At 61.3% G+C, this 26,047-nt stretch carries 27 protein-coding genes and 2 pseudogenes; 13 read left to right on the top strand and 16 right to left on the bottom strand.

Features of this window, described 5'->3' with window-relative positions; genetic code table 11:
• Positions 1-36: 36 nt before the first annotated feature.
• The 4 genes from FEE99_RS02820 to FEE99_RS02835 are packed head-to-tail and all read left to right on the top strand — an operon-like array spanning position 37 to position 3,193.
• Positions 37-1,431 carry a COG3014 family protein gene (locus tag FEE99_RS02820; protein ID WP_041476913.1) on the top strand — a complete coding sequence of 465 codons (1,395 nt, stop codon included), beginning with the start codon at positions 37-39 and terminating at the stop codon, positions 1,429-1,431.
• A gap of 16 nt (positions 1,432-1,447) precedes the next feature.
• The gene (locus FEE99_RS02825; RefSeq protein WP_016772611.1) at positions 1,448-1,819 is read left to right on the top strand and encodes a YcfL family protein; all 372 of its coding nucleotides are present in this window, start codon (positions 1,448-1,450) and stop codon (positions 1,817-1,819) included.
• A 36-nt stretch (positions 1,820-1,855) separates the two neighbouring features.
• Positions 1,856-2,443, top strand: coding sequence for a penicillin-binding protein activator LpoB (gene lpoB, locus FEE99_RS02830; protein ID WP_143978906.1), 588 nt, complete (start codon positions 1,856-1,858; stop codon positions 2,441-2,443).
• A gap of 3 nt (positions 2,444-2,446) precedes the next feature.
• Positions 2,447-3,193, top strand: coding sequence for a hypothetical protein (locus tag FEE99_RS02835; RefSeq protein ID WP_016772609.1), 747 nt, complete (start codon positions 2,447-2,449; stop codon positions 3,191-3,193).
• 218 nt (positions 3,194-3,411) lie between these two features.
• Here FEE99_RS02835 and rhtB read toward each other — a convergent pair whose 3' ends face one another.
• The 3 genes from rhtB to FEE99_RS02850 form a co-directional block, all read right to left on the bottom strand.
• A complete protein-coding gene (gene rhtB, locus FEE99_RS02840) occupies positions 3,412-4,044 on the bottom strand; it encodes a homoserine/homoserine lactone efflux protein (RefSeq protein ID WP_024014759.1) in 633 nt (210 codons plus the stop codon).
• 146 nt (positions 4,045-4,190) lie between these two features.
• A complete protein-coding gene (locus FEE99_RS02845; protein WP_041476915.1) occupies positions 4,191-4,772 on the bottom strand; it encodes a mechanosensitive ion channel family protein in 582 nt (193 codons plus the stop codon).
• A complete protein-coding gene (locus FEE99_RS02850) occupies positions 4,772-6,682 on the bottom strand; it encodes an ATP-binding cassette domain-containing protein (protein WP_016772606.1) in 1,911 nt (636 codons plus the stop codon). Before FEE99_RS02850 ends, FEE99_RS02845 begins: the two co-directional genes overlap by 1 nt.
• A gap of 50 nt (positions 6,683-6,732) precedes the next feature.
• Here FEE99_RS02850 and FEE99_RS02855 point away from each other — a divergent pair, with 50 nt between their 5' ends.
• Positions 6,733-7,194, top strand: a complete 462-nt coding sequence (locus FEE99_RS02855) for a TIGR02444 family protein (RefSeq protein ID WP_041476917.1) — start codon at positions 6,733-6,735, stop codon at positions 7,192-7,194.
• Here FEE99_RS02855 and FEE99_RS02860 read toward each other — a convergent pair.
• Positions 7,191-8,384 (bottom strand): AlgP family protein, encoded by a 1,194-nt coding sequence (locus FEE99_RS02860; protein WP_041476918.1) that lies wholly within the window; start codon positions 8,382-8,384, stop codon positions 7,191-7,193. The two genes, FEE99_RS02855 and FEE99_RS02860, sit on opposite strands and share 4 nt — an antisense overlap.
• Before the next feature lie 192 nt (positions 8,385-8,576).
• Between FEE99_RS02860 and FEE99_RS02865 the strand changes: the two genes are divergently transcribed.
• Positions 8,577-9,242: an FKBP-type peptidyl-prolyl cis-trans isomerase gene (locus tag FEE99_RS02865; protein WP_041476919.1), complete on the top strand. Its 666-nt coding sequence runs from the start codon at positions 8,577-8,579 to the stop codon at positions 9,240-9,242.
• 58 nt (positions 9,243-9,300) lie between these two features.
• On the opposite strand, the gene FEE99_RS02870 is transcribed toward FEE99_RS02865, so the two are convergent.
• The 8 genes and pseudogenes from FEE99_RS02870 to FEE99_RS02905 all read right to left on the bottom strand — a co-directional run.
• Positions 9,301-9,759 (bottom strand): Rsd/AlgQ family anti-sigma factor, encoded by a 459-nt coding sequence (locus FEE99_RS02870; protein WP_041476920.1) that lies wholly within the window; start codon positions 9,757-9,759, stop codon positions 9,301-9,303.
• A 181-nt stretch (positions 9,760-9,940) separates the two neighbouring features.
• A complete protein-coding gene (locus FEE99_RS02875) occupies positions 9,941-10,492 on the bottom strand; it encodes a disulfide bond formation protein B (RefSeq protein ID WP_041476921.1) in 552 nt (183 codons plus the stop codon).
• 216 nt (positions 10,493-10,708) lie between these two features.
• Complete coding sequence (locus FEE99_RS02880) at positions 10,709-11,947, bottom strand: heme biosynthesis protein HemY (RefSeq protein WP_041476923.1); 1,239 nt, start codon at positions 11,945-11,947, stop codon at positions 10,709-10,711.
• Positions 11,944-13,086 (bottom strand): uroporphyrinogen-III C-methyltransferase, encoded by a 1,143-nt coding sequence (locus tag FEE99_RS02885; protein WP_041476963.1) that lies wholly within the window; start codon positions 13,084-13,086, stop codon positions 11,944-11,946. The genes FEE99_RS02880 and FEE99_RS02885 overlap by 4 nt, the downstream gene beginning before the upstream one ends.
• An 84-nt stretch (positions 13,087-13,170) precedes the next feature.
• Positions 13,171-13,869: pseudogene (locus FEE99_RS02890) on the bottom strand (uroporphyrinogen-III synthase); the annotation flags it as partial.
• Complete coding sequence (gene hemC / locus FEE99_RS02895; protein WP_143978905.1) at positions 13,866-14,807, bottom strand: hydroxymethylbilane synthase; 942 nt, start codon at positions 14,805-14,807, stop codon at positions 13,866-13,868. The gene hemC and the pseudogene FEE99_RS02890, both read right to left, overlap by 4 nt.
• Positions 14,808-14,944: 137 nt before the next feature.
• A complete protein-coding gene (locus FEE99_RS02900; protein WP_016772598.1) occupies positions 14,945-15,691 on the bottom strand; it encodes a LytR/AlgR family response regulator transcription factor in 747 nt (248 codons plus the stop codon).
• Positions 15,688-15,843: pseudogene (locus tag FEE99_RS02905) on the bottom strand (sensor histidine kinase); the annotation flags it as partial. The pseudogene FEE99_RS02905 and the gene FEE99_RS02900, both read right to left, overlap by 4 nt.
• Before the next feature lie 317 nt (positions 15,844-16,160).
• On the opposite strand from FEE99_RS02905, the gene argH reads away from it, so the two are divergent.
• Positions 16,161-17,555 carry an argininosuccinate lyase gene (gene argH / locus FEE99_RS02910; RefSeq protein ID WP_039757402.1) on the top strand — a complete coding sequence of 465 codons (1,395 nt, stop codon included), beginning with the start codon at positions 16,161-16,163 and terminating at the stop codon, positions 17,553-17,555.
• A 127-nt stretch (positions 17,556-17,682) separates the two neighbouring features.
• Here argH and FEE99_RS02915 read toward each other — a convergent pair whose 3' ends face one another.
• Positions 17,683-18,342, bottom strand: coding sequence for a glutathione S-transferase family protein (locus FEE99_RS02915; RefSeq protein ID WP_041476925.1), 660 nt, complete (start codon positions 18,340-18,342; stop codon positions 17,683-17,685).
• 123 nt (positions 18,343-18,465) lie between these two features.
• Here FEE99_RS02915 and FEE99_RS02920 point away from each other — a divergent pair, with 123 nt between their 5' ends.
• From FEE99_RS02920 to FEE99_RS02930, 3 genes are all read left to right on the top strand, one after another.
• On the top strand, positions 18,466-18,756 hold the full coding sequence (locus FEE99_RS02920; RefSeq protein WP_041476927.1) for a hypothetical protein: 291 nt from the start codon (positions 18,466-18,468) through the stop codon (positions 18,754-18,756).
• 197 nt (positions 18,757-18,953) lie between these two features.
• Complete coding sequence (locus FEE99_RS02925; RefSeq protein WP_003229392.1) at positions 18,954-19,199, top strand: TIGR02647 family protein; 246 nt, start codon at positions 18,954-18,956, stop codon at positions 19,197-19,199.
• Between the two features lie 182 nt (positions 19,200-19,381).
• Positions 19,382-22,225 carry a class I adenylate cyclase gene (locus FEE99_RS02930; protein ID WP_041476928.1) on the top strand — a complete coding sequence of 948 codons (2,844 nt, stop codon included), beginning with the start codon at positions 19,382-19,384 and terminating at the stop codon, positions 22,223-22,225.
• 9 nt (positions 22,226-22,234) lie between these two features.
• On the opposite strand, the gene rnk is transcribed toward FEE99_RS02930, so the two are convergent.
• The 3 genes from rnk to cyaY all read right to left on the bottom strand — a co-directional run bounded on the left by rnk (position 22,235) and on the right by cyaY (position 23,466).
• The gene (gene rnk / locus FEE99_RS02935; RefSeq protein WP_024014769.1) at positions 22,235-22,654 is read right to left on the bottom strand and encodes a nucleoside diphosphate kinase regulator; all 420 of its coding nucleotides are present in this window, start codon (positions 22,652-22,654) and stop codon (positions 22,235-22,237) included.
• A 254-nt stretch (positions 22,655-22,908) separates the two neighbouring features.
• Positions 22,909-23,130 carry a DUF1289 domain-containing protein gene (locus tag FEE99_RS02940; protein ID WP_076564524.1) on the bottom strand — a complete coding sequence of 74 codons (222 nt, stop codon included), beginning with the start codon at positions 23,128-23,130 and terminating at the stop codon, positions 22,909-22,911.
• A 3-nt stretch (positions 23,131-23,133) separates the two neighbouring features.
• Positions 23,134-23,466: an iron donor protein CyaY gene (gene cyaY / locus FEE99_RS02945; RefSeq protein ID WP_041476930.1), complete on the bottom strand. Its 333-nt coding sequence runs from the start codon at positions 23,464-23,466 to the stop codon at positions 23,134-23,136.
• A gap of 314 nt (positions 23,467-23,780) precedes the next feature.
• On the opposite strand from cyaY, the gene lptM reads away from it, so the two are divergent.
• From lptM to dapF, 3 genes are read left to right on the top strand one after another with little or no spacing between them, the layout of a single operon-like run.
• Positions 23,781-23,951: an LPS translocon maturation chaperone LptM gene (lptM, locus tag FEE99_RS02950; RefSeq protein WP_016772589.1), complete on the top strand. Its 171-nt coding sequence runs from the start codon at positions 23,781-23,783 to the stop codon at positions 23,949-23,951.
• 9 nt (positions 23,952-23,960) lie between these two features.
• Positions 23,961-25,208 (top strand): diaminopimelate decarboxylase, encoded by a 1,248-nt coding sequence (gene lysA, locus FEE99_RS02955; RefSeq protein ID WP_041476931.1) that lies wholly within the window; start codon positions 23,961-23,963, stop codon positions 25,206-25,208.
• Positions 25,209-25,211: 3 nt separating this feature from the next.
• The gene (dapF, locus tag FEE99_RS02960) at positions 25,212-26,042 is read left to right on the top strand and encodes a diaminopimelate epimerase (RefSeq protein WP_041476933.1); all 831 of its coding nucleotides are present in this window, start codon (positions 25,212-25,214) and stop codon (positions 26,040-26,042) included.
• Positions 26,043-26,047 lie beyond the last annotated feature (5 nt).

Below are 26,047 nucleotides of genomic sequence, written 5' to 3' on the forward strand. Positions count from 1 at the left end.
CGGCTGCAAGTTTTGTTACTCAGGGAAGAAGTACCCATGGCATTCCGCGCTCCCATGCTGCTCGCGCTCAGCGCCGTCACGCTGTTGTCCGGCTGCGCAGCGTTTCGCAACTACGATTCCGAACTGGCCCAGACCAATCAGCAACTGGCTTCCGGCAACGTCGACGCCGCGCTGACCCTGCTGGAGAAAAACAACACCGGTACCGACAAAGACCTGCTCTATTACTTCGAGAAAGGCGAACTGCTGCGCGCCAAGGGCGACCTGTCAGGCAGCCAGAACGCCTGGGGCAGCGCCGATCAGGTGGTCGGCCAGTGGGAAGACGCGGTCAAGCTCGACTCGGCCAAGTATCTGGCACAGTTCGGCAGCTTCATCGTCAACGACAAGGTGCGTCGCTACGAAGGCTATGACTACGAAAAAGTCATGCTGACCACGCAGATGGCCCTGAACCTGTTGGCGGTCAACGATTTCGATGGCGCCCGCACTGCGATCAAAAAGACCCACGAACGCGAAGCAGTGATCGCTGACCTGCGCGACAAGGAATACCTCAAGAGCGAAGAACAGGCCGAGAAAGAAGGCATCAAGACCCAGTACAAGGATCTGCAGGGTTATCCGGTGGCCAGCCTCGACGCGCCGGAAGTGGTCGGCCTGAAAAACAGCTACCAGAGTGCGTTCAGCCATTACCTGGCCGGTTTCGTTTACGAAGCCCTGGGCGAGAAGGATCTGGCCGCGCCGGGTTATCGCAAGGCTGCCGAACTGCGCCCGAACACGCCGCTGCTCGAGCAGGCGCTGGTCAATCTCGACAAGCCTTCCAAATCCGATGACAGCGACATTCTCATCGTCGTGCAGAGCGGTCTGGCCCCGGCCCGCGACTCGATTCGCGTACCGCTGCCGCTGCCGATTTCCAACAACGTGGTGATCACCCCGCTGTCGTTCCCGATCATCAAACCGGACACCTCCACCGCGCCTTTTGCGCAGATCGGCGTCGACGGCAAGCAGGTCGACCTGACCGCGCTGAACAGCACCACCGCCATGTCCCGCCGCGCTCTGCGTGATGACATGCCGGGGATCATCGTGCGCACCACCGTGCGCGCGATCACCAAAGGCGTGGCGCAGAAGCAGATCAACGAAACCAATCCGCTGGCCGGTCTCGCTGTGGGTATTTCTTCAGCAGTGCTCGAAGGTGCCGATACCCGTACATGGCGCACCCTGCCGGACAACACCCAAGTGGTGCGTCTGCGCCTGAAAAAAGGCGAGCATCAGGTTACCCTGCCGAGCGCCGTCGGCGGCTCGGTGGTCAAGGTCACTGTCGACCAGCGCTACCAAGTGATCAGCCTGCGTGCCGTGGGCAACCAGGTATTCGCTGGCGGCATCGCTGCTCACGTAATGCCGAGCGCTGCCGCGAACAACGTCGCCAGCCTCAAACAACCTTAAGAACGGAGTCTTTGCAATGCGCTTGAAGATCATCGCCGTCGCCGCCCTCGCCTTGCTGGCAGGCTGCGCCACCCCGCCACCGCCGGAGCCGGGCAGCGCCGCGAGCAAAGTCGTGGCCATGGGCCCGCAGAAACACATCGTCGTCGGCGCCATGCGCGTGGCTCGTGAAAACGGCTTCATGACCGTCAACGTGCAGTTGAGCAACACCCTTAACAGCAACAAGATTTTCTACTACCGCTTCGCTTGGCTCGGCGCCGAAGGATTCCCGGTTGCCGAAGAAGAAGTGTGGAAAAGCCAGATGATGTACGGCGCCCAGACCAGCTTCATTCAGGCCATCGCCCCGACTCCGAAAGCCGTGGATTTCCGTCTGGAAATCAAGACGCCTTAAGCCCGCCACCCTATTTCTGATTGAGAGAGCTTTCTCATGTTTGCACGCTTTTCCTGCATCGCCGTCATCGTCGTGCTCGCCTCCGGTTGCGCCAACACCTCGCCGACCCTGGGCAGCAAGAACATCAGCTACGGCGACACCAAGGCTGTTGAAACCGTCACCAACGAATTCGGTTCGACCGACCTGCAAATGATCGCCGAGTCGATGACCCGCTCGCTGGCCCAGTCCGGCATTCTGCAGGGCCGTCCGGTGGTTCAGGTCTACGATGTGAAGAACAAGACCAGCGAGTACATCGACACCCGCGAAATTACCACCAGCATCAAGACTCAGTTGATGAAGACCGGTGTTGCGCGCTTCGCCAGCGACAACAATGCGATGCAGAGCCAGGTTGACCAGCTCAAGCTGCAAAACCAGAGCGGCCTGTACAAGAAAAGCACCGTGGCCAAGACTGGCAACATGGTTGCCGCCAAGTACCGCATCGAAGGCTCGATCAGCTCGATCGTCAAGCGCAGCAGCGACTACAAGGACGTCTTCTACAAATTCAGCCTGCAGTTGATCGACGTCGAAAGCGGTCTGGCCGAGTGGATGGACGAAAAAGAGATCCGCAAAACCACGGAGCGTTAATCGATGCGCACATGGATTGGCATGATGGCCCTGGCTTGCGCGTTCAGCGCGCAGGCGGCCCCGAAAGTGGCGGTGACGGATCTGGCGTATCAGGAGCGCGTGGAGCAATACATCCACATCGTTTCGGCGCAGAGCAATCATCGTGAGAGTTACTACAGCGCCAGCGGCTCTTCGAGCTACAACGAGATCGAAGCGACCACCAGCTACATCGAACAGGGCGAGTTGCGCAAATTCACCGGCGACATCAAGGGTGAAATCCTGCGTACCGGCATGTTCCAGCTGGTGCAGGGCACGCCGTATACCGCCTCATCCAAAGGCGACGTGTATGACGTGATCAAGCGCATCAAGGCCGGCAACTTCAAAGGCGCCGACTACGTGCTGTTCGGCACCGTGTCCGACATCGATTTCACCCAGGACATCAACGAGCTGGCGCACACCGACAGCTACTCGGCGGTGCTGGGCCTGACGCTGGTGGCGGATTTCAGCCTGATCAACACCAAGACCTACGAGATCACCTCGGCCTTCACGGCGATGGGCGAAGCGCAGGACACCAAACTGGTGAACCATCGCGACATCAAGATCTCGCTGAACCGTCCGCGGGTGGTGCGTGAGGTGTCGAAGGCCTTGGGCGAGGACGTGGCCGGGCAACTGAGCATGCAGCTCGGTGGCGGTGACGGTTATGAGCAGCCGCGTGAAGCGCCGCAGCGCAATAATCTGCCGCGTGATACGGCGCCGGTGATTTTACGCTGAGCCGGATCTGAGGACTTTTGTGGCGAAGGGCTCTGTGGCGAGGGGATTTATCCCCGATGGGTCGCGAAGCGGCCCTCGCTATTGATTCAAGACGATTGGGACTGCTGCGCAGTCCAACGGGGATAAATCCCCTCGCCACAAAAGCTCGCTTGCCCCGAGGTCTCGGTAGAAATGAAAAAGGCGACCTCTTGAGGTCGCCTTTTTTCTGCCCGAGCGGTTTACGCCGCCGCTTTGCGCAACGTCGCCATGAACGCCGCCGCGCCAATGAACAATCCGGCAAAGGTGCGGTTCATGCGCTTCTGCTGCTTGGGCGTACGCAACAGGCGCAGCACCTTCGACGCCAGTCCGGTGTAGCCGGCCATGACAATCAGATCGACGAAAACCATGGTCACGCCGATCACCACATACTGAATCAGCAGCGGCGCATGGGGATTGATGAACTGCGGCAACACCGCGAGCATGAACACCAACGCCTTGGGGTTGCTGATGTTCACCAGAAAGCCGCGAAACACCAAAGCCAGCGGCTTGCCGATCGGCCGCACTGCGGCGTCATCGCTCATGTCCATGGGCAGCGCCCGCCATTGCTTGATCGCCAGATAAACCAGATAGGCAACGCCGAACCATTTGATCGCATGGAATGCCGTGGCCGAAGCGGTGAGCACAGCGCCAACACCCGCGCCGACAATCGCGATCTGCACCGCCAGCCCGATCTGCAGGCCCAGTGCGTTCCAGTAGCCGCGCCAGAATCCGTACTGCAGACCGCTGGACATCGACGCGATGGCGCCCGCGCCCGGGGACAGGCTGATCACCCAGCAGGCGGCAAAAAATGCCAGCCATGTTTGAAGCTCCATCGCACACCTCGGCTGATGCTTGTGACAAGTCGTCAAAACTAATGCTGTTTGGGGCTAAAAGCAAAAGATCGCAGCCTTCGGCAGCTCCTACAGGGATCGTATTCCAAATGTAGGAGCTGCCGAAGACTGCGATCTTGCTGAAAAAGCTACTTCTCGAACCCGCTCGACGGAAACACATCGGTCCCGCGCCAACGCCGCACCGAACGCTGGAAGAACAGGCTGTTCGGCACCTGCACCATGGCGCTGCCGGTGCCTAACTCTTCGGCTTCGACCAGCGTGGTGTAGAGCAGATTGATCGCGATCACCCGGCCTTTGACGCCAGGCTTGTCGGTGGTATCCACCAGCTCGACCACGTCGCCGAGGCGGAACGGCCCGACCGTGAAGATCAGAATCGCGCAGAGCAGGTTCGACAGCACGCTCCACATGGCGAAGAACGCCACCGCCGCCACCGCGACAAATCCCGACAGCGCCGTCCACAGCACCGTGGCCGAAACGCCGAGGCGCTCGAGCACGAAGATCAGCGCGCTGCCCATGATCAGCCAGCGCAACACGCCGCGCAGCGGCATCAGCAACTGCGGTGGAAACGGATAGCGCTCACCCAGGCGAGTGAGGCCTTTGGCGACGAAACGCTGGGTCAGGTAACCGGCCAGCAGAATCAGCAGAATCTGCGCGGTGAACCACAGCGGTTCGACCCACACCGCCGAGAAAGGCAGCTTGAAGGCTTCCATCAGGACAACGCCTCCAGCTCCGCCTGCATGCTTTCCAGGGTTTCCAGCGCTTCCATCCAGGCTTCTTCCAGCTCTGCTTCACGCACCTTCAACTTGGCCTGTTCTGCGAGCAGATCACGCAATTCATTCTTGCGCGCCGGCTCGTAGATATCGCTGTCACCGAGGCTGGCATCGACCTTGGCCAGTTTCTCGTGAAGCTTGCCCAGCTCGGCTTCAAGCTTGTCGGCCTCGCGCTTGTGCGGCGCCAGTTGCTGACGCAACGCTGCCGCCGCCTGGCGCTGCGCTTTCTTGTCGGTCTTGTCCGGGTTGACCGGCGTGTTGCTGACCGGCGCATTGCGCTGACGGTATTCCACCAGCCAGCGCGCGTAGTCTTCGAGATCGCCGTCGAACTCTTCGACCTTGCCGTCAGCGACCAGATAGAAGTTGTCGGTGGTGCTCTTGAGCAAGTGCCGATCGTGAGAGACCACCAGCACCGCACCGCTGAATTCCTGCAGGGCCATGGTCAGCGCCAGACGCATTTCCAGATCGAGGTGGTTGGTCGGTTCGTCGAGCAGCAGCAGGTTCGGCCGTTCCCAGGCGATCAGCGCGAGGGCCAGACGGGCCTTCTCGCCACCGGAAAAATTCAGCACCGGCTCATCGATGCGCGCGCCCCGGAAGTCGAAGCCGCCGAGGAAATCGCGCAAGGTCTGCTCGCGCTCACCCGGCGCGAGGCGCTGCAAATGCAGCAACGGGCTGGCCTTGGAGTCCAGCGAGTCGAGCTGATGCTGAGCGAAGTAGCCGACCACGGTGTTTTCGCCACGGGTCAGGCGCCCGGCCAGCGGTTCGAGCTCGCCGGCGAGGTTCTTGATCAGCGTCGATTTACCCGCACCGTTCGGCCCGAGCAGACCGATCCGCGCACCCGGGGTCAGTTGCAGCTTGACCTTCTCGAGGATGGTCTTGTCGCCATAACCCAGGCGCGCATCGGACAGGTCGATCAGTGGGCTGGAGATCTTGGTCGACTCGCGGAAGACGAAGTCGAACGGCGAATCGACGTGGGCCGCCGACAGCTCTTCCATGCGCTCCAGCGCCTTGATCCGGCTCTGCGCCTGACGGGCCTTGGTCGCTTGCGCCTTGAAGCGAGCGATGTAGCTTTCCATGTGCGCACGCTGCGCCTGCTGCTTCTCGTAGGCCTGTTGCTGCTGGGCCAGACGCTCGGCACGGGCGCGCTCGAACGCGGTGTAGCCGCCACGGTAGAGGGTCAATTTGCGCTGATCGACATGGGCAACGTGATCGACCACTTCGTCGAGGAAATCCCGGTCGTGGGAAATCAGCAGCAAGGTGCCCGGATAGCTTTTCAGCCACTCTTCGAGCCAGATGATCGCGTCGAGATCCAAGTGGTTGGTCGGTTCGTCGAGCAGCAGCAGATCCGACGGGCACATCAGCGCCTGCGCCAGATTCAGACGCATCCGCCAGCCACCGGAGAAATCGCCTACCTGACGATCCATCTGCTCATTGGTGAACCCAAGACCGGCGAGCAGCTTGCGCGCCCGCGCATCGGCGGTGTAACCGTCGGCGCTGTCGAGTTCGGCATGCAGACGCGCCAGCGCGGTGCCGTCGTGGGCCTCCTCGGCGGCGGCAAGCTCGCGTTGCACCTCGCGCAGACGCAGGTCGCCATCGAGCACATAATCGACCGCCAGGCGCTCGAGGGTGTCGACCTCCTGGCGCATGTGCGCGATGCGCCAGTCGGCCGGCAGCAGGCAGTCGCCCGAATCCGGGTGCAACTCGCCGCGCAGCAAGGCGAACAGGCTGGATTTGCCGGCACCGTTAGCGCCGATGAGGCCGGCTTTGTGGCCGGCGTGCAGGGTCAGCTCGGCGTCTTCTAGCAGACGTTGCGGGCCACGCTGTAAAGTCAGGTTCTGAAGTCGGATCATAATGGCGGCGGAGTCTACCAGCTTCGCTCACAACTGGCGCGAGTAGCACGATGTCCTCTGACCTGTGGAGCTTTGCCCTTGATGTCTACGCCCGCCCGGGTGTGGAAGATGCCTGCCTGCAATTGCAAACGGCGGGCGCCAATGTCTGCCTGCTGCTGTGCGGTTTGTGGCTGGAGCAGCGCGCGGTGGCCTGCGATGAACCGCGCGTACGTCTGCTCAAGGCCTTGACCGCGCCGTGGGATATCGAAGTGGCGCAACCGCTGCGAACCCTGCGCCTGCAATGGAAAGCGCGGGCCGTCGACGATGCGGTGGTGGCCGGCATGCGCGAGCAGATCAAATCACTGGAGCTGGAAGCTGAGCGCACCTTGCTGTCACGCCTGGAAGGTGTGGCGCAGGAGTGGACGCGCAACGATGCAGATTCGGTGACCTGGCTTGAAGACCTGGCCGGCAATGCCGCCAGCCTGAACCGCGACGCGCTGCAAGTGCTGCGCGTCGCGGCAACCGGCACTTAGGAAGCGCTGGTCGGGGTGCTGCTGACGTTCGACGAAGCAGCTGGCGCTGGCGCAGTCGAAGGGGTCGAGTGGGCTGCGGACGACGGTGCCGACGCAGCTGGAGCAGCCGGGGTAGCGGCAGTGACAGGCTTGGCCGCTGGAGCGGTGGCCGTTTTGGTCGCGGCTGGCTTGGCAGCTGCAGGCTTTTTCACCGCTGGTTTTGCGGCTGGCTTGGCGGCCGGTTTTGCAGCAGCGGCAGGCTTGGCAGCAGCGGGTTTGGCAGCAGGCTTGGCGGCGGCCGGCTTAGCAGTGGTTTTTGCCGCAGGTTTTGCTGCCGATGTTGCGGCTGGTTTGGCAGCCAGTTTTACCGCCACTTTCGCAGCAGGTTTGGCGGCGGCCGGCTTGGCCGCAGTCTTGGCAGCAGGCTTCGCAGCGGCGGTCTTGGCAGCAGGTTTTGCTGCTGGTTTCGCTGCTGCTTTGGCAGCAGGTTTGGCAGCTGCGGTTTTCGCCGGTGCAGCTTTGCTCGCGGCCGGTTTCGCAGCGGCTTTGGCAGGGGTTGCTTTCACTGCTGGCCTGGCTGCAGCAGGTTTGGCTGCGGTGGTTTTAGCCGCCGGTTTTGCGGCGCTCGCCGCCGGCTTCTTCGCTGCAGTTTTCGCCGCTGGTTTGGCAGCCGCTTTCACTGGCGCCTTGGCCGCTGGTTTGGCGGCGGTTTTCGCAACAGCAGGTTTCGCCGCAGCGGTCTTCGCCGGGGCTTTGCTTGCAGCAGGTTTGGCAGCGACTTTCTTCGCTGGTGCTGCTGCCGGTTTGGCCGAGCGCGACGACAGAACTTTGCCCACTGCTTCCTGAACGCGGCCAACACCCTGGGCCAGTTTCAGGCTTTCCTGGGCATCGCGCTTGAGCTGCAGAATGTAGCTGCGGGTCTCGGACTGACGATCTTTCAAAGCGTCCAGCAGGTCTTCGAGTTCTTTCACGGAAGACTTGGCTTTGTTCTGAGCCTTGGCTTTGCCGGCAGTGGCGGCGTCCTGCAACTTGGTGCGCGATTTGTGCAGTTTTTCCTGCGCCTTGCCACGCTGTTTTTCCAGCTTGGCGAGCAGTTTTTCAGCATCAGCCAAGGCTTGCGAGCAAGCGTTTTCCAAATGCTCGAGCAGGCTGCCCGACAACTGTTGGAGTAGGTGCAACGGAGTATTTACAGGCTTCTTGGTGGCCGACATGGTTTACCTCCTGGCTGACGTGAGTGCGGCTCATACTAGACCTCTGCTGATACCGCCGCTAGGGCATGTTGACAGTATCTGCACCGTTGCGTTGCACCGCAGCCGAAATGTTCTGCGCCGAGGAAAAAGCAGTTCACCGATGCAGACGTTTGCACTGGCATAATCCCCCGCATCTCAGGTCGGAGAGTGCCCATGTCGCGCTACTTTATTTTGTCCCTCTGCGTGTTTTTTTCGACGGCGTATGCCGATGAAAAAACCACGGCGAACGATGCTCATGATCTGGCTTACAGCCTCGGTGCCAGCCTCGGCGAACGACTGCGCCAAGAGGTGCCGCAGTTGCAGATCCAGGCGCTGATCGAAGGTCTGCAACAGGCGTATCAGGGCAAGCCACTGGCGCTGAGTGAAGCGCGTATCGAACAGATTCTGGCCGACCATGAATCGCAAAATGCCGAGCAGGCTTCACGGCAGTCGAGCGATGCTGCGATGGAAAACGAGCAACGCTTTCTCAGCACAGAAAAAGCCAAACCGGGGGTGAAGGAACTGGCCGATGGCATCCTTCTGACTGAACTGGTTCCGGGCACTGGCGCCAAGGCCGGCCCGGACGGCAAAGTGCAGGTGCTGTATGTCGGCAAGCTGCCGGACGGCACCGTGTTCGATCAGAACACCCAGCCGCAATGGTTCAACCTCGACAGCGTGATTGCCGGTTGGCGCACCGCCTTGCAGAACATGCCGGTGGGGGCGAAATGGCGGCTGGTGATTCCATCGGATCAAGCCTATGGCGCCGACGGTGCCGGCGACCTGATTGCGCCGTTCACGCCTCTGGTTTTTGAAGTGGAGTTGCGTGGCGCGACGAGCTGATCAGGCATAAAAAAACGGTGCGCTTGCGGGCGCACCGTTTTTTCATGAAGGACGTGGATCAGGCCTGAACCGGATCTTCTGCCTTGTGCGCCGTGTGCAGCACTTCGATCAGGCAGTCTTCAAGTTCGAAGCGCTCATGCAGCAAGCCGCCCAATTCCTTGAATTTCTCCGCAACGCATTTGCCTTCGTCGCACAGATCATTGAAGGCCAGCAGCTTCTCGGTAATGACGTCGATGCGCGGGTAGATGGTCTCGGCGAGTTCCAGACCGCGCTTGTCGTTGAACGCCTTGGCTTCGCCAGTCAGCTGTTCATAGATTTCGAAGTGCCCCGCCGATACGTAATCGACCAGCACTCCGCAGAATTCCTGCAAAGGCTTGCGGCTCTCGGACAGCGAATCAGGCTTAGCACCGAGCTTGTCGTAGGCGCCAATCAGCTCTTCACGCTCCTGCAACCAGCGGTCGATCAGCAGATGAACCCCACCCCAACGTTCCTGAGCATTCTGACAACTTTCGAGCATGGCGATCTCTCTTCCCTTGTGGGTCATGCTGCTCTACACCCGCGCCCCTGTTCTGATTTGACTGGTGGACGATCGGGCAGAGCGTCATCGAGCAACATAAATCCAATGACACGTGCCGGCCAGATTATGCCCGCACGCCTATGGCTTCAAGGTACGCAGGAGATAAAGTTCATACAAGTGTTTAATCCCTGACCAGCATGTGGTGCGACGCTTCGTCGCTGACCGGTCGTTGCAGAGCACTCCAGATCAGACGCAGCAACTGATAAACCGCAAGGATCGACACACCGACAAAAAACAGCAGGCTCCATTCGGGGATGCTCAGATCGAACAGTGTCCAGGAAATATCCGCACAATCGGCGCCGCCGTTGAACATCCGTTGCAGGGCGCAGATCCACGGCAGTTCGCTGAACAGTGACTCCACGGTGGGCGAGCATTTGACCAGTTGCAGCATCGAATCACTCTGGATCAACACCTGCCGCCACGCGGCGGTGGTTCCACCCAGACTGGCGCCGAGCGCAAACAGCCAGTACCACCATAAGCCAACACGCCGGGGGCCATGCACCGCCGCCACGCCACAGCCGATGCACAGCAATGTGAGGAACAACCGCTGCACCAGGCACAGACTGCAAGGCGTCAGTCCGACCGCGTATTCGAGGTAATAGGAAGCTCCCAGAGCAAAGGCCCCCGCAATGAAAGCCATGAAGAACAAGGAGCGTGAGCAGGCCAACGACATGGCTTTTCCGTAACAGTAGAGACAGACGGTTACGGTAGAGGAAAGCGTGTCAGCCTTTCAAGGCAAGGGCCTGCCGACAGTTCACCACAGGTGTAGGGAAAACCCGACAGGCTCGATAGGAAACGGTGAAGCGCTTTGTAGGACTTTGTCTCTAGAGCGCAAAGAAGGGGAATTTTCGGTCATCGAAGTTCACGAGGGAGCATCCTCCCTCGCTTTTCAGACCTTCGCTGGGACTGGCAGAGGCGCCGCCAGCAGGCGCTCATCAAGCAGCCCCAGACCTTCCTGGAACAACTGATTGCTGCGCTCGGTATCGCCAAGCTGTGCAAGCAGACGGGCCAACTCCGCACAGGTCTCCGGATTACGCTGCACGCGCAGACTGCTTTCCAGATAGTCACGGGCCTTGCCCCAAAGGCTGGTTTGCAGACACAGGCGTCCAAGGGTCAGCAGCAGGCTCGGATCGGCCGGGTGCTCCTTGAGCCAGCCTTCGGCCGTCTGCAACTGACGCGCAGGATCACTGCCACGAACCAGACCATAAAGCCGCGCCAGATGGCTGTCGTATTTGCGCTTGAGCGCTGCTCGCAGGACCTCTTCGGCCTCGACCTGAGCGCCCAGCTGGCGCAGTTGCTCGGCATAGGCCAGTACCAAAGGTGCTTCCTGACGCTGCGCCGAAGTCAGCTGTTCCCACGCCCGCTTGAGCGATTGCAGACCCACCGTACCGTCTTCTTCACGATGCGCTGCCAGCGAGAGGTTCTCACCCCAGGCGCGCCGTTCGAGCTCGGCCAGTTCTGCCGGCGGCAGCACTTTGTCCTTGCGCAACTCAGGCAGCAAACGAATCACCGCCGACCATTCGCCACGCTGCTGATGCAGACGTTGCAATTGACGCAACGTCTGCGCGCTGCGCGGATGCCGTTCATGCATTGCCTGCAAGGTCACCAGCGCACCGTCGGTGTCGCCACGATCGGTCTGCAATTGTGCGTGACTCAGAGCGATCGCCAATTCGGCTTGCGGCTGACGCTCCAGCGCACGTTCGAGCAAACGATCACTTTCTTCGTACTGACCTTGCTCGTTCGCCGCACGTGCGGCGCCGAGGTAATACAGAAGCGGCTGACGCTCGGCTTCCGCTGCGCGGGTCAGATGCCGTTGCGCACTGGCCCAGCGACCTTCAGCCAGATCCAGCTGGCCGTGCTCGATCGCCACTTGCACGCGGCGGCTGCGATTGCGCCGCGACCACGGATTGACCACGCCGGTGGAGGTCATCACCAGCTCGACCAGTACCTTGATGCCCCAGAACAGCAACCACAGCACCGCGATCACCGCCAGCGTCGCCCACAGGCTCGACTCGTAACGGAAGCTCTTGTACGCCACCAGCACGTAACCGGAATGCTCGGCAATCGCCAGACCCAGCGCTGCCGTCGCGGCGATGACCAGAAACACGATTACATAGAGGCGCTTCATGGGGTCGCCTCCTGCGCAGCATTGGCGGCCGGTTTGGCAAACGGTTTCACCGATTCCTCGGCATTGACGTTACGCCGCTCCAGATACCCCTGCACCGCACTCAAGGTGCCGGTCAGATCCGGCGTCTTGACGGTGACCGGTTCCTTGCTCAGCTCGGAGACCTGTTCCAGCATGACTTTGCTTTGCGGATTGTCCGGGTTGAAATTGCCCTTGAGCACATCGCGTGCCTCGGCCAGCGCTTGGGTGTACACCGCCGCCTGACCGTTGAGCGCCGCCCACTGCGCCTGCTCCAGCGCCAGACTCAGGGCCAGGCGCACCTGGCTCAGGCTCTGTCCGGCGAGTAGCGGTTTGACATTTTTGTCAGCGTTGAAATCGATGCGGATATAGCGCGACACCTTGTCCCACCACTGCGCCCAGCGACCGGCGCCATCGCCATCGTTGGTCAGGCCCAGCAGCGACTCGCCGCGATCCTTGTACTCCGGCGCCAGCTCGGTGAGGTCGATGACCTGATCGCGCAGCGCGCCGAGACGCAGGAACAGCCCGGTGCGATCCGGCTGTTCGGTGCTGCGCAAGGCGACCAGGGTTTTCGCCACTTGCTCGCGCGCGGCGAAGGAACCCGGATCGTTCTGCTCACGGAGAATTTCATCGGCGCCCTGCACCAGTGCCTGGGCGCTGCTGATGTCCTGCAACGCTGAAAGGCGCAGGCTGGCCAGACGCAGCAAGTGTTCCGCCTCGGCCAGACGCCAGTCCTTGCGGCTGGCGCCGAGGACGGTTTCCAGACGTTGATTGAGGCGCTGTTGATCGCCCTGCAGTTGCGTGACCAGACGCTGGCGCTCGGCGAGTTCGTCCGCACCGGGCAACTGCGCCAGGCGTTCGGTCAGACGCTGTTCGTTGAGCTTCAGACTCTGTGCCTGATCGTTCAACGCCTGCACCTGACTCGACTGTTGCTGCGTGTTGTTCTGCAGGTGGCGCACCTGCCAGACACCCCAGCCACCGATGGCGACACCGGCAGCACCGAGCAGCAAGGCGACAATCGCCAGTCCATTGCCTCGACGCGGCTCTTTGGCCGGTGGTGGAGTTTCAACCTGGGCATCGAGCGCAGGCTGGACGTCATCTTTTGGCAAGGCTGTTTCGCTCACGTATCCATCCTTTGCATTAGAAAACGGCACGGGAAATTCCCGTAACGCCGTCAGCAAAGCCGCGGCACTCGCGCCGCGGCAATCCACAACTGTTTGAGCCCCGGCGGCACGTGCCAGCTCGGCGACCCTCGGGCTTGGAACAAACAACGGCAACTGCGCAATCTTCGGCCAGGCATCGCCGGCCATCTGCCGCAGGTGCTCGAAACCCTGTCCACTGCTGACCACCAGCCCGTTCAAGCGTTCCGCTTCGATCCGCCGTGGCAGCTCGTTCAGCGGATAGGCTGGCAGTTCACGGCGATACAACTCCAGATACTCGACACTAGCACCAAGCGCGCGCAGGCGCTCGGCGAGCAGTTCACGACCGCCCTCGCCGCGCAGGATCATCACCTGCGCGCCGGGCTGGCTCACCGCCTCGCGCAGACGCGGCAATTGCAGCAAGGCTTCACTGTCATCGCCGTCAACCGGAAAGCTCACATCGAGACCGTGTTCGCGAAGAATGCCTGCGGTCGCCGCGCCGACGCTGAACCACGGCATGCTCAATGGCGGCGCGCCTTCAGACTTGAGCAAGTCCACCGCGATCCGCGCCGCCGGTTTGCTGACCACGATCACTGCGCTGCAAGCGGGCAATCGCGAAATCGCCTGGCGAATAGTGTCAGAGACCGGCAGCGGAACAATGTCCAAAAGCGGCAGACAACTGCTGAAAATCCCGTGCCCGGCCAGCTGTTCGGCCAGCGCCGCGCAGTCGTCTGCCGGGCGCGTCAGCAGCAGGCGCCAGGCTGTCACTCGTGACCCGCCTCGCCGTAGACAGCTTTGAGAATGTCGTCAGCGCCTTGCTTGAGCAAGTCTTCAGCGACCTGCACACCCAAGGTTTCCGCGTCGGCACGCGGCGCCCGGGCTTCGGCACTGAGAAGCTTGCCACCGCTCGGCTCACCGACCAGACCGCGCAACCACAACTGCTCGCCTTCAAGCACGGCGTAGCAGGCGATCGGCACTTGGCAGCCGCCGTTCAAATGTTTGTTGAGGGCGCGTTCCGCATTCACCCGCGAAGCGGTATCGGCGTGATGCAAAGGCGCGAGCAAGGCGTGGATTTCGTCGTCGGCGCTGCGGCATTCGATGCCGACCGCGCCCTGGCCACCGGCCGGCAGACTATCATCGACACTGATCGCCGAAGTGATGCGATCTTCGAAACCCAGGCGGATCAGGCCGGCAGCGGCGAGGATGATCGCGTCGTACTCGCCGGCGTTGAGCTTGGCCAGACGGGTGTTGACGTTGCCACGCAGGAACCGGATCTGCAGATCCGGGCGACGCGTCAGCAATTGCGCTTGCCGACGCAGGCTCGAGGTGCCGACGATGGCACCGGCAGGCAGCGCTTCAAGACTGGCGTAGGTGTTGGAGACGAAAGCATCGCGCGGGTCTTCACGCTCGCAGATGCAAAACAGGCCCAGGCCTTGCGGGAAGTCCATCGGCACGTCTTTCATCGAATGCACGGCGATATCGGCTTGGTTTTCCAGCAGCGCGGTTTCCAGTTCCTTGACGAACAGGCCCTTGCCGCCGATTTTCGACAGTGGCGAGTCGAGCAGCTTGTCACCGCGACTGACCATGGGCACCAGCGTCACCAGCAGGCCCGGGTGGGCCGCCTCGAGACGGGCTTTGACGTATTCGGCCTGCCAGAGGGCCAGCGCACTTTTACGGGTGGCGATGCGGATTTCGCGAGGGGACATGGAACAATCCGTACTGAATAGATACGGCGGATAATAACAGCTCAGTCAATTTCACTTTGACCTGAATCAGAACCGGCGCGGCCTCCCTGGCCTGCCATGCCGGGTAAAAGAACGCGAAAGGCCCGGCGAAGACCGGGTCACAGCCCCTGCATCATCTTGCGCACACCGGCAACATGCCGCCGGCTGACAATCAGCGCATCGCCATTGAGGCCTTTGAGGAACAACTGGAAATGTCCCAGTGGGGTGCGTTGCAAGCGCTCGATGCGGTCGCGAGCGACCAGCGCGTTGCGGTGGATACGCACAAAGCGTTCGCCGAATTCGTCTTCAAGGGCTTTGAGGGGTTCGTCGAGCAGCACCTCGCCGGCTTCGTGACGCAGGGTCACGTACTTGTGGTCGGCGATGAAGTAGACCACCTGATCCAGCGGAATCAGCTCGATGCCTTTACGGGTGCGTGCGCTGATGTGGCTGCGTGGGCCGTTGCCACTTTCGGCAGCGGGACGGGTCAGGGCCGAGAGTTGCGCCCGGTTGGGACGTTCAGCCCGCTTCAGGGCTTCATTCAAGTGTTCGGTTCGCACAGGTTTCACCACATAGCCCACGGCGCTGGCCTGCAGGGCTTCCACGGCAAATTCATCGGGACTGGTGCAAAACACCACGGCCGGCGGCGTCTCTCGTTCGCACAGTCGGGCAGCAACCTGCAGGCCATCGAGGCCCGGCATGCGGATATCGAGCAGCACGATATCCGGCTTGTGGCTGTCGATCAGCGCTAACGCCTCCTCGCCATTCGTGGCACTGGGCTCCAGGACTGTGTAACCCTCGAGCTCGCTCACCATACGGCTTAGGCGCTCGCGAGCCAGGGGTTCGTCATCAACGATCAGGACATTCATATTGCGCTGGATTCCTGCGTGAGTCTCGCACAAGGATAGCGTAGACAGGTGTAGTGACCTCCGTCACCGCGATCCACGCTAAGACTAGCCCGAGCGCCAAAAAGTGCCGTACGTCGGCCAGCAATATTTGCCAGCGTCCGGGTCGAACGGCTCAGAGCCCAGTGTTTCCTGCGTTTCTCGCGGTGGGTGACCGTTGTACAACTCACCCATCCCCTCTTCTTATAGCCAGTGGCCGGACCTTTGCATGATCCGCATTCGCACCGACCCTTATGTCCACTGTAGACGTTCGTCGGAACGATATTGCTCAATCAAAAAATATCCTTTTGTAAATTCCTTGCGGACCGCGCCGGACATGCCTGACACATCCGCGAAAAAACGTATCGACCGGTGTCAGCGACAGGATTGGCAACCCTGTTATTATCCGCGCCAGCGTTTCACGCCATTTCTTCAAGCCGATACGAGCGAATTCATGAGCACTGACAAGACCAATCAGTCCTGGGGCGGCCGCTTCAGTGAACCCGTCGACGCCTTCGTCGCCCGCTTCACCGCCTCCGTCACTTTCGACCAGCGCCTGTATCGCCACGACATCATGGGCTCGATCGCCCACGCCACCATGCTGGCCAAGGTCGGCGTGCTGACCGATGCCGAGCGCGACAGCATCATCGATGGCCTGAAGACCATTCAGGGCGAAATCGAGGCCGGCCAGTTCGACTGGCGCGTCGACCTCGAAGACGTGCACATGAACATCGAAGCACGCCTGACCGACCGCATCGGCGTCACCGGTAAAAAGCTCCACACCGGGCGCAGCCGCAACGACCAGGTTGCCACCGACATCCGTCTGTGGCTGCGCGATGAAATCGACCTGATCCTCGCCGAGATCACCCGCTTGCAAAAGGGCCTGCTGGAGCAAGCCGAGCGTGAGGCCGCAAGCATCATGCCGGGCTTCACCCACTTGCAGACCGCGCAGCCAGTGACCTTCGGGCACCACATGCTGGCCTGGTTCGAAATGCTCAGCCGCGACTACGAGCGTCTGGTCGACTGCCGCAAGCGCACCAACCGCATGCCGCTGGGCAGCGCCGCGCTGGCCGGCACCACCTACCCGATCGACCGCGAATACACCGCGCAACTGCTGGGCTTCGACGCCGTCGGCGGCAACTCGCTGGACAACGTCTCCGATCGTGACTTCGCCATCGAATTCTGCTCGGCCGCAAGCATCGCGATGATGCACCTGTCGCGCTTCTCCGAAGAGCTGGTGCTGTGGACCAGCGCGCAGTTCCAGTTCATCGATCTGCCGGATCGTTTCTGCACCGGCAGCTCGATCATGCCGCAGAAGAAAAACCCTGACGTGCCCGAACTGGTACGCGGCAAGACCGGCCGCGTCTTTGGCGCGCTGATGGGCCTGCTGACCCTGATGAAGGGCCAGCCACTGGCCTACAACAAGGACAATCAGGAAGACAAGGAGCCGCTGTTCGACGCCGCCGACACCCTGCGCGATTCGCTGCGCGCGTTTGCCGACATGATCCCGGCGATCAAGCCGAAACACGCGATCATGCGTGAAGCGGCACTGCGCGGTTTCTCCACGGCGACCGACCTGGCGGACTACTTGGTGCGCCGTGGCCTGCCGTTCCGTGATTGCCACGAAATCGTGGGCCACGCAGTGAAATACGGCGTCGACACCGGCAAGGATCTGGCCGAGATGAGCCTGGAAGAACTGCGTCAGTTCAGCGATCAGATCGAGCAGGACGTGTTTGCCGTGCTGACCCTGGAAGGCTCGGTGAATGCCCGCGACCATATCGGCGGGACTGCGCCGGCGCAGGTCAAGGCTGCGGTGGCGCGCGGTCAGGCCCTGATCGCCAGCCGCTAAAAGCCAAGAGCTTCGCGAGCAGGCTCGCTCCCACAGGGATTCTGGATGTTCACAAAATTGTGTTCACCACCGACTCAATGTGGGAGCGAGCCTGCTCGCGAAGGCGTCCTTCAGAGCGCTATATGATTCACTTCTTGGCTGCAATCATCGCCAAAAACGCCGGCATCGCCGCGTCTTTATCCGCCGCAATCTTCTGCACATGCGGATTCTGCTCTAACCGCTCCAGCAGCGCTTTCGCCTGCGGCATCTCGGCCAGCAGATCAATCCCGAACAGCTTCTGCCCGACCGCACAGGCCAGCGGCACGCTGTAGAGGAAGTACAAATCGGCAATGCTCAGGCTGTCACCCGCCACATACGGGGCGAACTGGCCATGACGGCCCAGCGCGGCGAAGCCCAGCAGCAGCTCGGTCCGGGTCTTCTCTTTGATCGGCTCCGGCAATGTCATACCGAAAAACGCCTCGCCATAGCAGGCACGCCCCGGCAACTCGATGTACAACTCGATCTCCTTGGCAATCGCCAATACCTGCGCGCGCTCGAACGGATCGCTGGGCAGGAGCGGCGTGCCCTTTTGTGCTTGTTCGAGGTATTCGAGGATGATCGCGGTTTCGTTGATATAACCCGCGTCGACACCCAGCACCGGGACCTTGCCGCGCGGGCTGATCGCCAGTGACTCCGGGGTCTGCGCCGGGTAGAACGTCACCTCTTCGAAGGGCAGGCCTTTTTCCAGCAGCGCCAGTTTGACCATGTTGTAGTAGTTGCTGACAGCAAATCCGTAGAGCTTGAACATCACAGAGCCTCCAGGCCGTGCGGGGTGGGCAGTGCCTGTTTATAGATCGCCGCGACGTTTCCCGCCAGCAGCATCACGCCGCTGAATGCGGGTAAACTGGCGCCTTTCCCTGAGGAGCCTGCCATGAGCGAGCCGACAGATATCGTCAACGATGACGACGAAGAAGCATTCACCGAAGCGACGCTGATCGAAGCCATCGAGAACCAGATCGAAAGCGACAACCCGCCAGCGGCCAAGGCGACATTGAACAAGCTGACCCTGGTCGGCATGGAACGTGAGGAGATCCTCAACCTCATGGCCCATGTACTGGCCCACGAGATTGACGCGATGCTCGATGAAGACCGCCCGTTCGACACCCAGTGGTACGAAGCGGCACTGCGCGCTTTGCCAGAGCTGCCACCGGAAAAGCAATAAGATCAAAAGATCGCAGCCTTCGGCAGCTCCTGCACCAATCTCCTGTAGGAGCTGCCGAAGGCTGCGATCTTTTTTATGCGGACTACACTGGAATTCGCCTCAAGACAAAATCCCCTGATCCGAGCACTGGACATGCTGCACCAGCGGGTTCACCTTAGAGGCGCTGTCGTCCAATTCCTAGAAAGTCTGGAGTCCTTATGTCGCTTACCCCTGAGTTGGTTGCCGAACTGGAAGTCCTTGCACTCTTCAACCTGGACAGTTCCCAGGAAGGTCTGAAAATTCATCAGACCGCTGCCCCGAAACACATAGCCGCCGCCAAACGCCTCTTCGAAAAAGAACTCACCGACCAGCCCGATGGCGGTTATCTCACCAGCCTCGGCCGCGATGCCGCGCAAAACGTGCAGACCGTACTGACGATTCTGAGAGAGCAGGAAACCGCCTGACTTTTTCCGACTTTGCCCACGGAAACTCCTGCCACGGGATTTCCGCGGGCCAGCCTGATCACTGCCGATGAAAATCTGACGTCAAAAAACAAATTCAGCTTAAACCTCCTGCTGCGCAGAGGCTAAACTGCGGCCATTCCGAGACCCTCTACGTCCGAGCCTGCAAGCCGGTTTGAGCTGACATGACGCGCACCCACGAAATCCGCCCCGACCTGGACGAAGGCATCGACCGCAAGGTACTCAGCCAACTGCGCGCCCGTTTTCTCAAACTCAATGAAGGCCGCCTCGGCCGCGCCCTCGAAGGTTTGTCGACGCGCCAGCAAAGCGTGCTGACGCTGTTGCCGCTGTTCTTTCACGTCAATCATCCGTTGCTGCCCGGCTATGTCTCGGGCAGTACGCCGGCCGGTCTCTCGAATTATGAGCCGGACGCCAATGCGCTGACCGAGGCGCAGCGCCTGACCCGCTCGTTTTCTTACAAACCGCGCCATGGCAGCAACCCGCCGCGACCGATTCACGGTTTGTTCCTGATGGGCAGCCTCGGCACGCTGGCACAGGCCGATCAGAGCGACATGGATGTGTGGGTCTGCCATGCCCCAGATCTGAGCGAAAGCGAACTCGCCGAGCTGCGCAAGAAATGCCAGTTGCTGGAAACCTGGGCCGCGAGCCAGGGTGCCGAAGCGCATTTCTTCCTGATCGACCCGGCGCGCTTCGTCAAAGGCGAACGTGATGCTCAGCTCAGTTCGGAAAACTGCGGCAGCACCCAGCACTATCTGCTGCTCGACGAGTTTTATCGCACAGCGATCTGGCTGGCCGGGCGCACGCCGATCTGGTGGCTGGTGCCGGTCTATGAAGAAACAGCCTACGACGCCTACACCCACACCCTGCTGTCCAAACGCTTTATTCGCGCCGACGAAACCCTCGATCTCGGGCCGATGGCGACCATTCCGCCCGGCGAATTCATCGGTGCCGGGTTGTGGCAGTTATTCAAAGGCATCGAATCGCCCTACAAGTCTGTGCTCAAACTGCTGCTGACCGAGGTGTACGCCAGCGAACATCCGCAAGTGCAGTGCCTGAGCCTGCGCTTCAAGAAAGCCGTGTTCGCCAATCAGCTCGATCTCGATGAGCTTGACCCGTACATGGTCGTGTACCGGCGTATCGAGGAATACCTGCTCGCCCGCAACGAACCGGAACGCCTTGAGCTGGTGCGCCGCGCGCTGTATCTGAAGGTCAACCGCAAGCTCACCGGCAACAGCCGCAGCCAGGGTTGGCAACGCGCACTGCTCGAACGCCTGGCCGGCGAGTGGCACTGGGATCAGCGGCAACTGGCGCTGCTCGACAGCCGCAGTCAGTGGAAAGTCCGCCAGGTCAGCGCCGAGCGCCGCGCGCTGGTCAACGAACTCAACTACAGCTATCGCTTCCTGACCCAGTTCGCCCGCAGCGAACAGACTGTCAGCCTGATCAACAAGCGCGACCTCAATGTGCTCGGCCGTCGACTCTACGCGGCATTCGAGCGCAAGGCCGACAAGGTCGAGTTCATCAATCCGGGCATTGCCCCGGACCTGGCCGAAGACACCCTGACCCTGGTGCAGTCGCCGAACAAAAGGGAGCCGGGGCAGACCCAGTGGGGTTTGTACAACGGCAGCCTGACGGCGCTGGAGTGGGAACATTTCGCGCCGATCAAGCGCAGTCGCGAATTGCTCGAACTGCTGACCTGGTGCCACCGCAACGGCGTGATCGACAGCAGTACGCGCCTGGCCCTGCATCCGGGCACCAGCGACTTGAGCGAGTTCGAGCTGTTCAACCTGCTCGGCAGCCTGCAGCAATGCATCGCCCTGCCCTTGTCCACCGTCGCCGAAGAGCCCTTGCTACGCGCCGCCGTGCCCAGCGAAGTGCTGCTGCTGATCAACGTCGGCGTCGATCCGCTCAAGCATCACCGTGATCTGAACATTTTGATGACCACCGAACGCACCGACTCGCTGAGCTATGCCGGCGTGCGCGAGAATCTGGTGCTGACCCTCGATCAGGTCACGCTCAACAGCTGGAACGAAGTGCTGGTCAATCGTTTCGACGGCGCGCATGCGCTGCTCGACTGCCTGCGCGATTACCTCAACAACCTGCCGCGCGGCCCTGTGCAGCCGTCGCTGAAAGTGCGCTGCTTCTGCCACAACCGCGCGCAATTCATTGCCCGCCGCGTCGAAGAAATCGTCGACACCGCGCAGACCCTGTTGCTCAGTGACTTGAATCATCGCTACCTGATTCAGGTACAACAGCACTATCACGTGCTGGAGCTGGTGCCGGGTCAGGTCAACCATGTCGCCCTCGCCACCCTGCCGGCGCTGCTCGATTATCTTGGCGAAGAACAACCGCGCTACAGCCCGCTGCACCTCGACCCGATGGCGCTGGAAGATCACGACCTCGCGCTGATCCTGCCGATGGGTCAGCCGGAGTGCATTCAAGTGTTCTATCGCATCAGTGAACAGCAGGCGGAGCTGTACGTGCTGGATGAATTCAATGCGCTGTGGCAACAGCAGCTGCCGTACCACGACGAGCAGAGTCTGCTGGTGCCGCTGCAACGTTTTCTGCAATCGATCCAGTATCGCCGGGAAGCGCAATTGCCGATGGACGGTGGCCCTGCGGGCAGCCCTGAAACTTTGTATTACCAGCTGTTGCCGTCAGGCCCGGGACGCTCGCGCAGGGTCGAAACCCGCCCGGCACCGCAGACGCCGGTGAACAAACCGTTCTACGACGTGCAGGCGATCATCGGCAAAGCCGCACCCGGTGAAGTGCAGGTCACCCTGTATTGCAATCAGCGGGAATTCAGCGAGCTGGAGCATGGCGACCAGTTGTTCAGCGTGGTCGCCCGGGAGATCGTCGAGCAGCGCCGCGAGACCGAGCGTTATCGCTGCTACATCACCGACCTCGACCTGTCGGGTCTGCTCGGTGACGGGCACAGTTCAAGCAATCTGTATCTGCGCTACAAGGCAGACTTGGAGCGCTCGTTGAATGAAGCGCTCGAACAGGTTTGAAGCGGGGATTTATTCGGGAAAGGCGCCGCCGTTGACCGGTTGCGATTCCACTTCCAGCAAGGTCAGTTTCAGCGACTTGCCGCCCGGCGCCGGCCAATCGATATGCTGACCGACCTTCAGGCCCAGCAGCGCACTGCCGACCGGAGCGAGGATCGAAATCTTGCCTTCGTCGGCGTTGGCGTCCTTGGGATAGACCAGCGTCAGGTGGTAATCCTTGCCGCTGCCTTCTTCGCGGCAATGCACGCGGGAATTCATGGTCACGACATCGGCGGGCACTTCATCGTGGCCGACCACGGTATCGGCGCGGTCCAGCTCGGTTTGCAGCGCAATCACGCCCGGCGCAGCCTGGTCTTTGTCGCTCAGGCTGTCGATCAGGCGCTCCAGACGTTGCACGTCCAGACGGGTAAGGGTGATGGAAGGTGCGGTCATGATCCAGGCAGACTCCTTTCTTCTGCACAAAAAAAGCAAAACCCCGCCAAAAAAGACGGGGTTTTCACCGTGCCTCGGTGGTTTGAGGCGTTCGCGGACACTATCACAGCTCAAAAAATATACAAGTCACGCCCTTTTTTGCCTGGGTGAAACCCTTGTGGCGAGGGGATTTATCCCCGTTCGGCTGCGCAGCAGCCGTATAGATTTTGGGGCCGCTACGCGACCCAACGGGGATAAATCCCCTCGCCACATTATCAACAGGCTTGGGATTTTCGTGCGGTAGCCTGCTGGCAAATCACCCGGCGCCGCTGATCATCCGCCGAGCGCCACTCGCGAATGTCCTCGACGTGGCGCGCACAGCCGAGACAGACTTTCTGCTCGTCCAGTCGACACACACCCGTGCACGGCGAAGGCACCGCCGGGCTGACGTTGCTGTAGAGCGGTTTCGGCGGGCGAACAGGCGCGGCATCCGTCACGAATCACAGACCTTCGAAATCGAATTCGGCGCCAGCCTGCTGCTTTACGAGGCGCTGCAGCATTTCGCCCAATTGCTCTTCGCTCTTGTCGCACATCCAGCGCTCGCTTTCTTCGTCATAGTCGAAGTGGAAACCACCGGACACGGCCGCCAGCCACAGCTGACGCAATGGCTCCTGGCGGCTAAAGATCAGCTGCGAGCCGTTTTCGAACTTGACGGTCAAGACACCTGCCGAGCTTTCCAGATCGATGTCCAGATCGCTTTCGTCAAATATGTCTTCCAGTTTTTCCTGGGTTTCATCGACCAGATCGTGGAAACGGGCTTCGGACAAACTCATTGCGGCAACCTCAAAAATGTCTGATCAGGCTCAAGCGCCGAAAGATACGGACGCTGCCGACCGATTGCAAAGATTAACGACCAAGCACCTGTCGGCCCATCCAACACCGCCCCCGTGGGAGCGAGCCTGCTCGCGAAAGCGGCGTGTCAGGCAACGAGCCTGTTGAATTTGCCGACGCCTTCGCGAGCAGGCTCGCTCCCACACGGATGATGCGCATCACAGGAGCCCCGCCGGACGGGAACCCCCTCGCATAGGCAAGCTGCCGGGTGGCCGGTATACTCCGGCGCAATTAACGCATTTTCAAGGATTTCGCCATGAAGCGCCTGATCTCTTCCCTTGCTGCGCTCGTCGCGGTTGCCTGCCTCGTTTCGGCCTGTGGTCAAAAAGGCCCGCTGTACCTGCCGGATGACGATCAGGACCCGGCCGAACAAGCCCAGTCTTCGCAGAAGCAGCCATCCAAGGCTCATAAGCACGACGTTTACTAAGGGATCGCCATGGACGCTTTTAACTACCGTGGCGGGGAGCTGTTCGCGGAAGGTGTGGCGCTGTCCGCCATCGCCGACCGCTTCGGTACGCCCACCTATGTCTACTCGCGCGCGCACATCGAAGCGCAGTATCTGGCCTACGCCGATGCGCTGGCCGGTATGCCGCATCTGGTCTGCTTCGCGGTCAAAGCCAACTCCAACCTCGGCGTACTGAATGTCCTGGCCCGTCTCGGCGCCGGTTTCGACATCGTTTCCCGTGGCGAGCTGGAACGTGTACTGGCCGCAGGTGGCAGCGCCGACAAGATCGTTTTCTCCGGCGTCGGCAAGACCCGTGACGACATGCGCCGCGCCCTCGAAGTCGGCGTGCACTGCTTCAACGTCGAGTCCACCGACGAGCTTGAGCGCCTGCAAGTAGTCGCCGCCGAGCTGGGTGTTCGCGCCCCGGTTTCGCTGCGCGTGAACCCGGACGTCGATGCCGGCACCCACCCGTACATTTCCACCGGTCTCAAAGAGAACAAGTTCGGCATCGCCATTGCCGACGCCGAAGACGTGTACGTGCGCGCCGCGCATCTGCCGAACCTGGAAGTGGTGGGCGTTGACTGCCATATCGGTTCGCAACTGACCACCCTGCCGCCGTTCATTGATGCACTCGATCGCCTGCTGGAGCTGGTCGACCGCCTCGGCGATTGCGGCATTCACCTGCGCCACATCGATCTCGGTGGCGGCCTGGGCGTGCGTTACCGCGACGAGGAGCCGCCGCTGGCTGCCGACTACATCAAAGCCGTGCGCGAACGTCTCGACGGGCGTGATCTGGCGCTGGTGTTCGAGCCAGGCCGCTTCATCGTTGCCAATGGCGGCGTGTTGCTGACACAGGTCGAATACCTCAAGCACACCGAGCACAAGGATTTCGCCATCGTCGATGCGGCGATGAACGACCTCATCCGTCCAGCGCTGTATCAGGCGTGGATGGACGTCACGGCGGTGAAACCGCGCGACAGCGCTGCACGCAAGTACGACATCGTCGGCCCGATCTGCGAAACCGGCGACTTCCTCGCCAAGGACCGCGAGCTTGCGCTGGAAGAAGGCGATCTGCTGGCGGTGCATTCGGCCGGCGCCTACGGTTTTGTCATGAGCTCCAACTACAACACCCGTGGCCGTGCCGCCGAGGTGCTGGTGGATGGTGATCAGGTTTTTGAAGTGCGTCGCCGCGAAACCGTGGCCGAGCTGTTTGCCGGCGAAAGCCTGCTGCCGGAGTAACCCATGCTGCTGCGTTTTACCAAAATGCACGGCCTGGGCAACGACTTCATGGTCCTCGACCTGGTCAGCCAGCACGCGCACATTCAGCCCAAACACGCCAAGCAATGGGGCGACCGCCACACCGGTATCGGTTTCGACCAGTTGCTGATCGTCGAAGCGCCGAGCAACCCGGATGTGGATTTCCGCTACCGGATCTTCAACTCCGACGGTTCGGAAGTGGAGCAGTGCGGCAACGGTGCGCGCTGCTTCGCCCGCTTCGTGCTCGACAAGCGTCTGACTGCGAAACGGCAGATCCGCGTCGAGACCAAGGGCGGCATCATTGAACTGGACGTGCGTAACGACGGCCAGATCGGCGTGAACATGGGCGCGCCGCGCCTGGTGCCGGCGGACATTCCATTTCAGGCGCCGGCCCAGGCCAGCAGCTATCAGCTGGAAGTCGATGGCACCACGGTCGAACTGGCCGCCGTGTCGATGGGCAATCCCCATGCGGTCATTCGCGTGGACGACATCAACAGCGCACCGGTGCATGAACTGGGGCCGAAGATCGAACACCACCCGCGCTTTCCGGCGCGGGTCAATGTCGGCTTCCTTCAGGTCATCGACCGCCACCGCGCGCAACTGCGCGTGTGGGAACGCGGCGCCGGGGAAACCCAGGCCTGCGGCACTGGCGCCTGTGCGGCGGCGGTGGCGGCCATCAGTCAGGGGTGGATGGATTCGCCGCTGTTGATCGACCTGCCCGGCGGGCGTCTGTCCATCGAGTGGGCCGGCCCGGGCGAACCGGTGTTGATGACCGGTCCGGCAGTGCGTGTATACGAAGGACAAGTGCGTCTTTGAGCGAG

It is taken from the genome of Pseudomonas sp. ef1 (assembly GCF_007293365.2).
Lineage (GTDB): Bacteria > Pseudomonadota > Gammaproteobacteria > Pseudomonadales > Pseudomonadaceae > Aquipseudomonas > Aquipseudomonas siliginis.

What these genes read in the sequence shown, in the direction of transcription:
- FEE99_RS02820 (WP_041476913.1), top strand. Translation starts at nt 37, where the DNA reads ATGGCATTCCGCGCTCCCATGCTGCTCGCGCTCAGCGCCGTCACGCTG.
- FEE99_RS02825 (WP_016772611.1), top strand. Translation starts at nt 1,448, where the DNA reads ATGCGCTTGAAGATCATCGCCGTCGCCGCCCTCGCCTTGCTGGCAGGC.
- lpoB (WP_143978906.1), top strand. Translation starts at nt 1,856, where the DNA reads ATGTTTGCACGCTTTTCCTGCATCGCCGTCATCGTCGTGCTCGCCTCC.
- FEE99_RS02835 (WP_016772609.1), top strand. Translation starts at nt 2,447, where the DNA reads ATGCGCACATGGATTGGCATGATGGCCCTGGCTTGCGCGTTCAGCGCG.
- rhtB (WP_024014759.1), bottom strand. Translation starts at nt 4,044, where the DNA reads ATGGAGCTTCAAACATGGCTGGCATTTTTTGCCGCCTGCTGGGTGATC.
- FEE99_RS02845 (WP_041476915.1), bottom strand. Translation starts at nt 4,772, where the DNA reads ATGGAAGCCTTCAAGCTGCCTTTCTCGGCGGTGTGGGTCGAACCGCTG.
- FEE99_RS02850 (WP_016772606.1), bottom strand. Translation starts at nt 6,682, where the DNA reads ATGATCCGACTTCAGAACCTGACTTTACAGCGTGGCCCGCAACGTCTG.
- FEE99_RS02855 (WP_041476917.1), top strand. Translation starts at nt 6,733, where the DNA reads ATGTCCTCTGACCTGTGGAGCTTTGCCCTTGATGTCTACGCCCGCCCG.
- FEE99_RS02860 (WP_041476918.1), bottom strand. Translation starts at nt 8,384, where the DNA reads ATGTCGGCCACCAAGAAGCCTGTAAATACTCCGTTGCACCTACTCCAA.
- FEE99_RS02865 (WP_041476919.1), top strand. Translation starts at nt 8,577, where the DNA reads ATGTCGCGCTACTTTATTTTGTCCCTCTGCGTGTTTTTTTCGACGGCG.
- FEE99_RS02870 (WP_041476920.1), bottom strand. Translation starts at nt 9,759, where the DNA reads ATGCTCGAAAGTTGTCAGAATGCTCAGGAACGTTGGGGTGGGGTTCAT.
- FEE99_RS02875 (WP_041476921.1), bottom strand. Translation starts at nt 10,492, where the DNA reads ATGTCGTTGGCCTGCTCACGCTCCTTGTTCTTCATGGCTTTCATTGCG.
- FEE99_RS02880 (WP_041476923.1), bottom strand. Translation starts at nt 11,947, where the DNA reads ATGAAGCGCCTCTATGTAATCGTGTTTCTGGTCATCGCCGCGACGGCA.
- hemC (WP_143978905.1), bottom strand. Translation starts at nt 14,807, where the DNA reads ATGTCCCCTCGCGAAATCCGCATCGCCACCCGTAAAAGTGCGCTGGCC.
- FEE99_RS02900 (WP_016772598.1), bottom strand. Translation starts at nt 15,691, where the DNA reads ATGAATGTCCTGATCGTTGATGACGAACCCCTGGCTCGCGAGCGCCTA.
- argH (WP_039757402.1), top strand. Translation starts at nt 16,161, where the DNA reads ATGAGCACTGACAAGACCAATCAGTCCTGGGGCGGCCGCTTCAGTGAA.
- FEE99_RS02915 (WP_041476925.1), bottom strand. Translation starts at nt 18,342, where the DNA reads ATGTTCAAGCTCTACGGATTTGCTGTCAGCAACTACTACAACATGGTC.
- FEE99_RS02920 (WP_041476927.1), top strand. Translation starts at nt 18,466, where the DNA reads ATGAGCGAGCCGACAGATATCGTCAACGATGACGACGAAGAAGCATTC.
- FEE99_RS02925 (WP_003229392.1), top strand. Translation starts at nt 18,954, where the DNA reads ATGTCGCTTACCCCTGAGTTGGTTGCCGAACTGGAAGTCCTTGCACTC.
- FEE99_RS02930 (WP_041476928.1), top strand. Translation starts at nt 19,382, where the DNA reads ATGACGCGCACCCACGAAATCCGCCCCGACCTGGACGAAGGCATCGAC.
- rnk (WP_024014769.1), bottom strand. Translation starts at nt 22,654, where the DNA reads ATGACCGCACCTTCCATCACCCTTACCCGTCTGGACGTGCAACGTCTG.
- cyaY (WP_041476930.1), bottom strand. Translation starts at nt 23,466, where the DNA reads ATGAGTTTGTCCGAAGCCCGTTTCCACGATCTGGTCGATGAAACCCAG.
- lptM (WP_016772589.1), top strand. Translation starts at nt 23,781, where the DNA reads ATGAAGCGCCTGATCTCTTCCCTTGCTGCGCTCGTCGCGGTTGCCTGC.
- lysA (WP_041476931.1), top strand. Translation starts at nt 23,961, where the DNA reads ATGGACGCTTTTAACTACCGTGGCGGGGAGCTGTTCGCGGAAGGTGTG.
- dapF (WP_041476933.1), top strand. Translation starts at nt 25,212, where the DNA reads ATGCTGCTGCGTTTTACCAAAATGCACGGCCTGGGCAACGACTTCATG.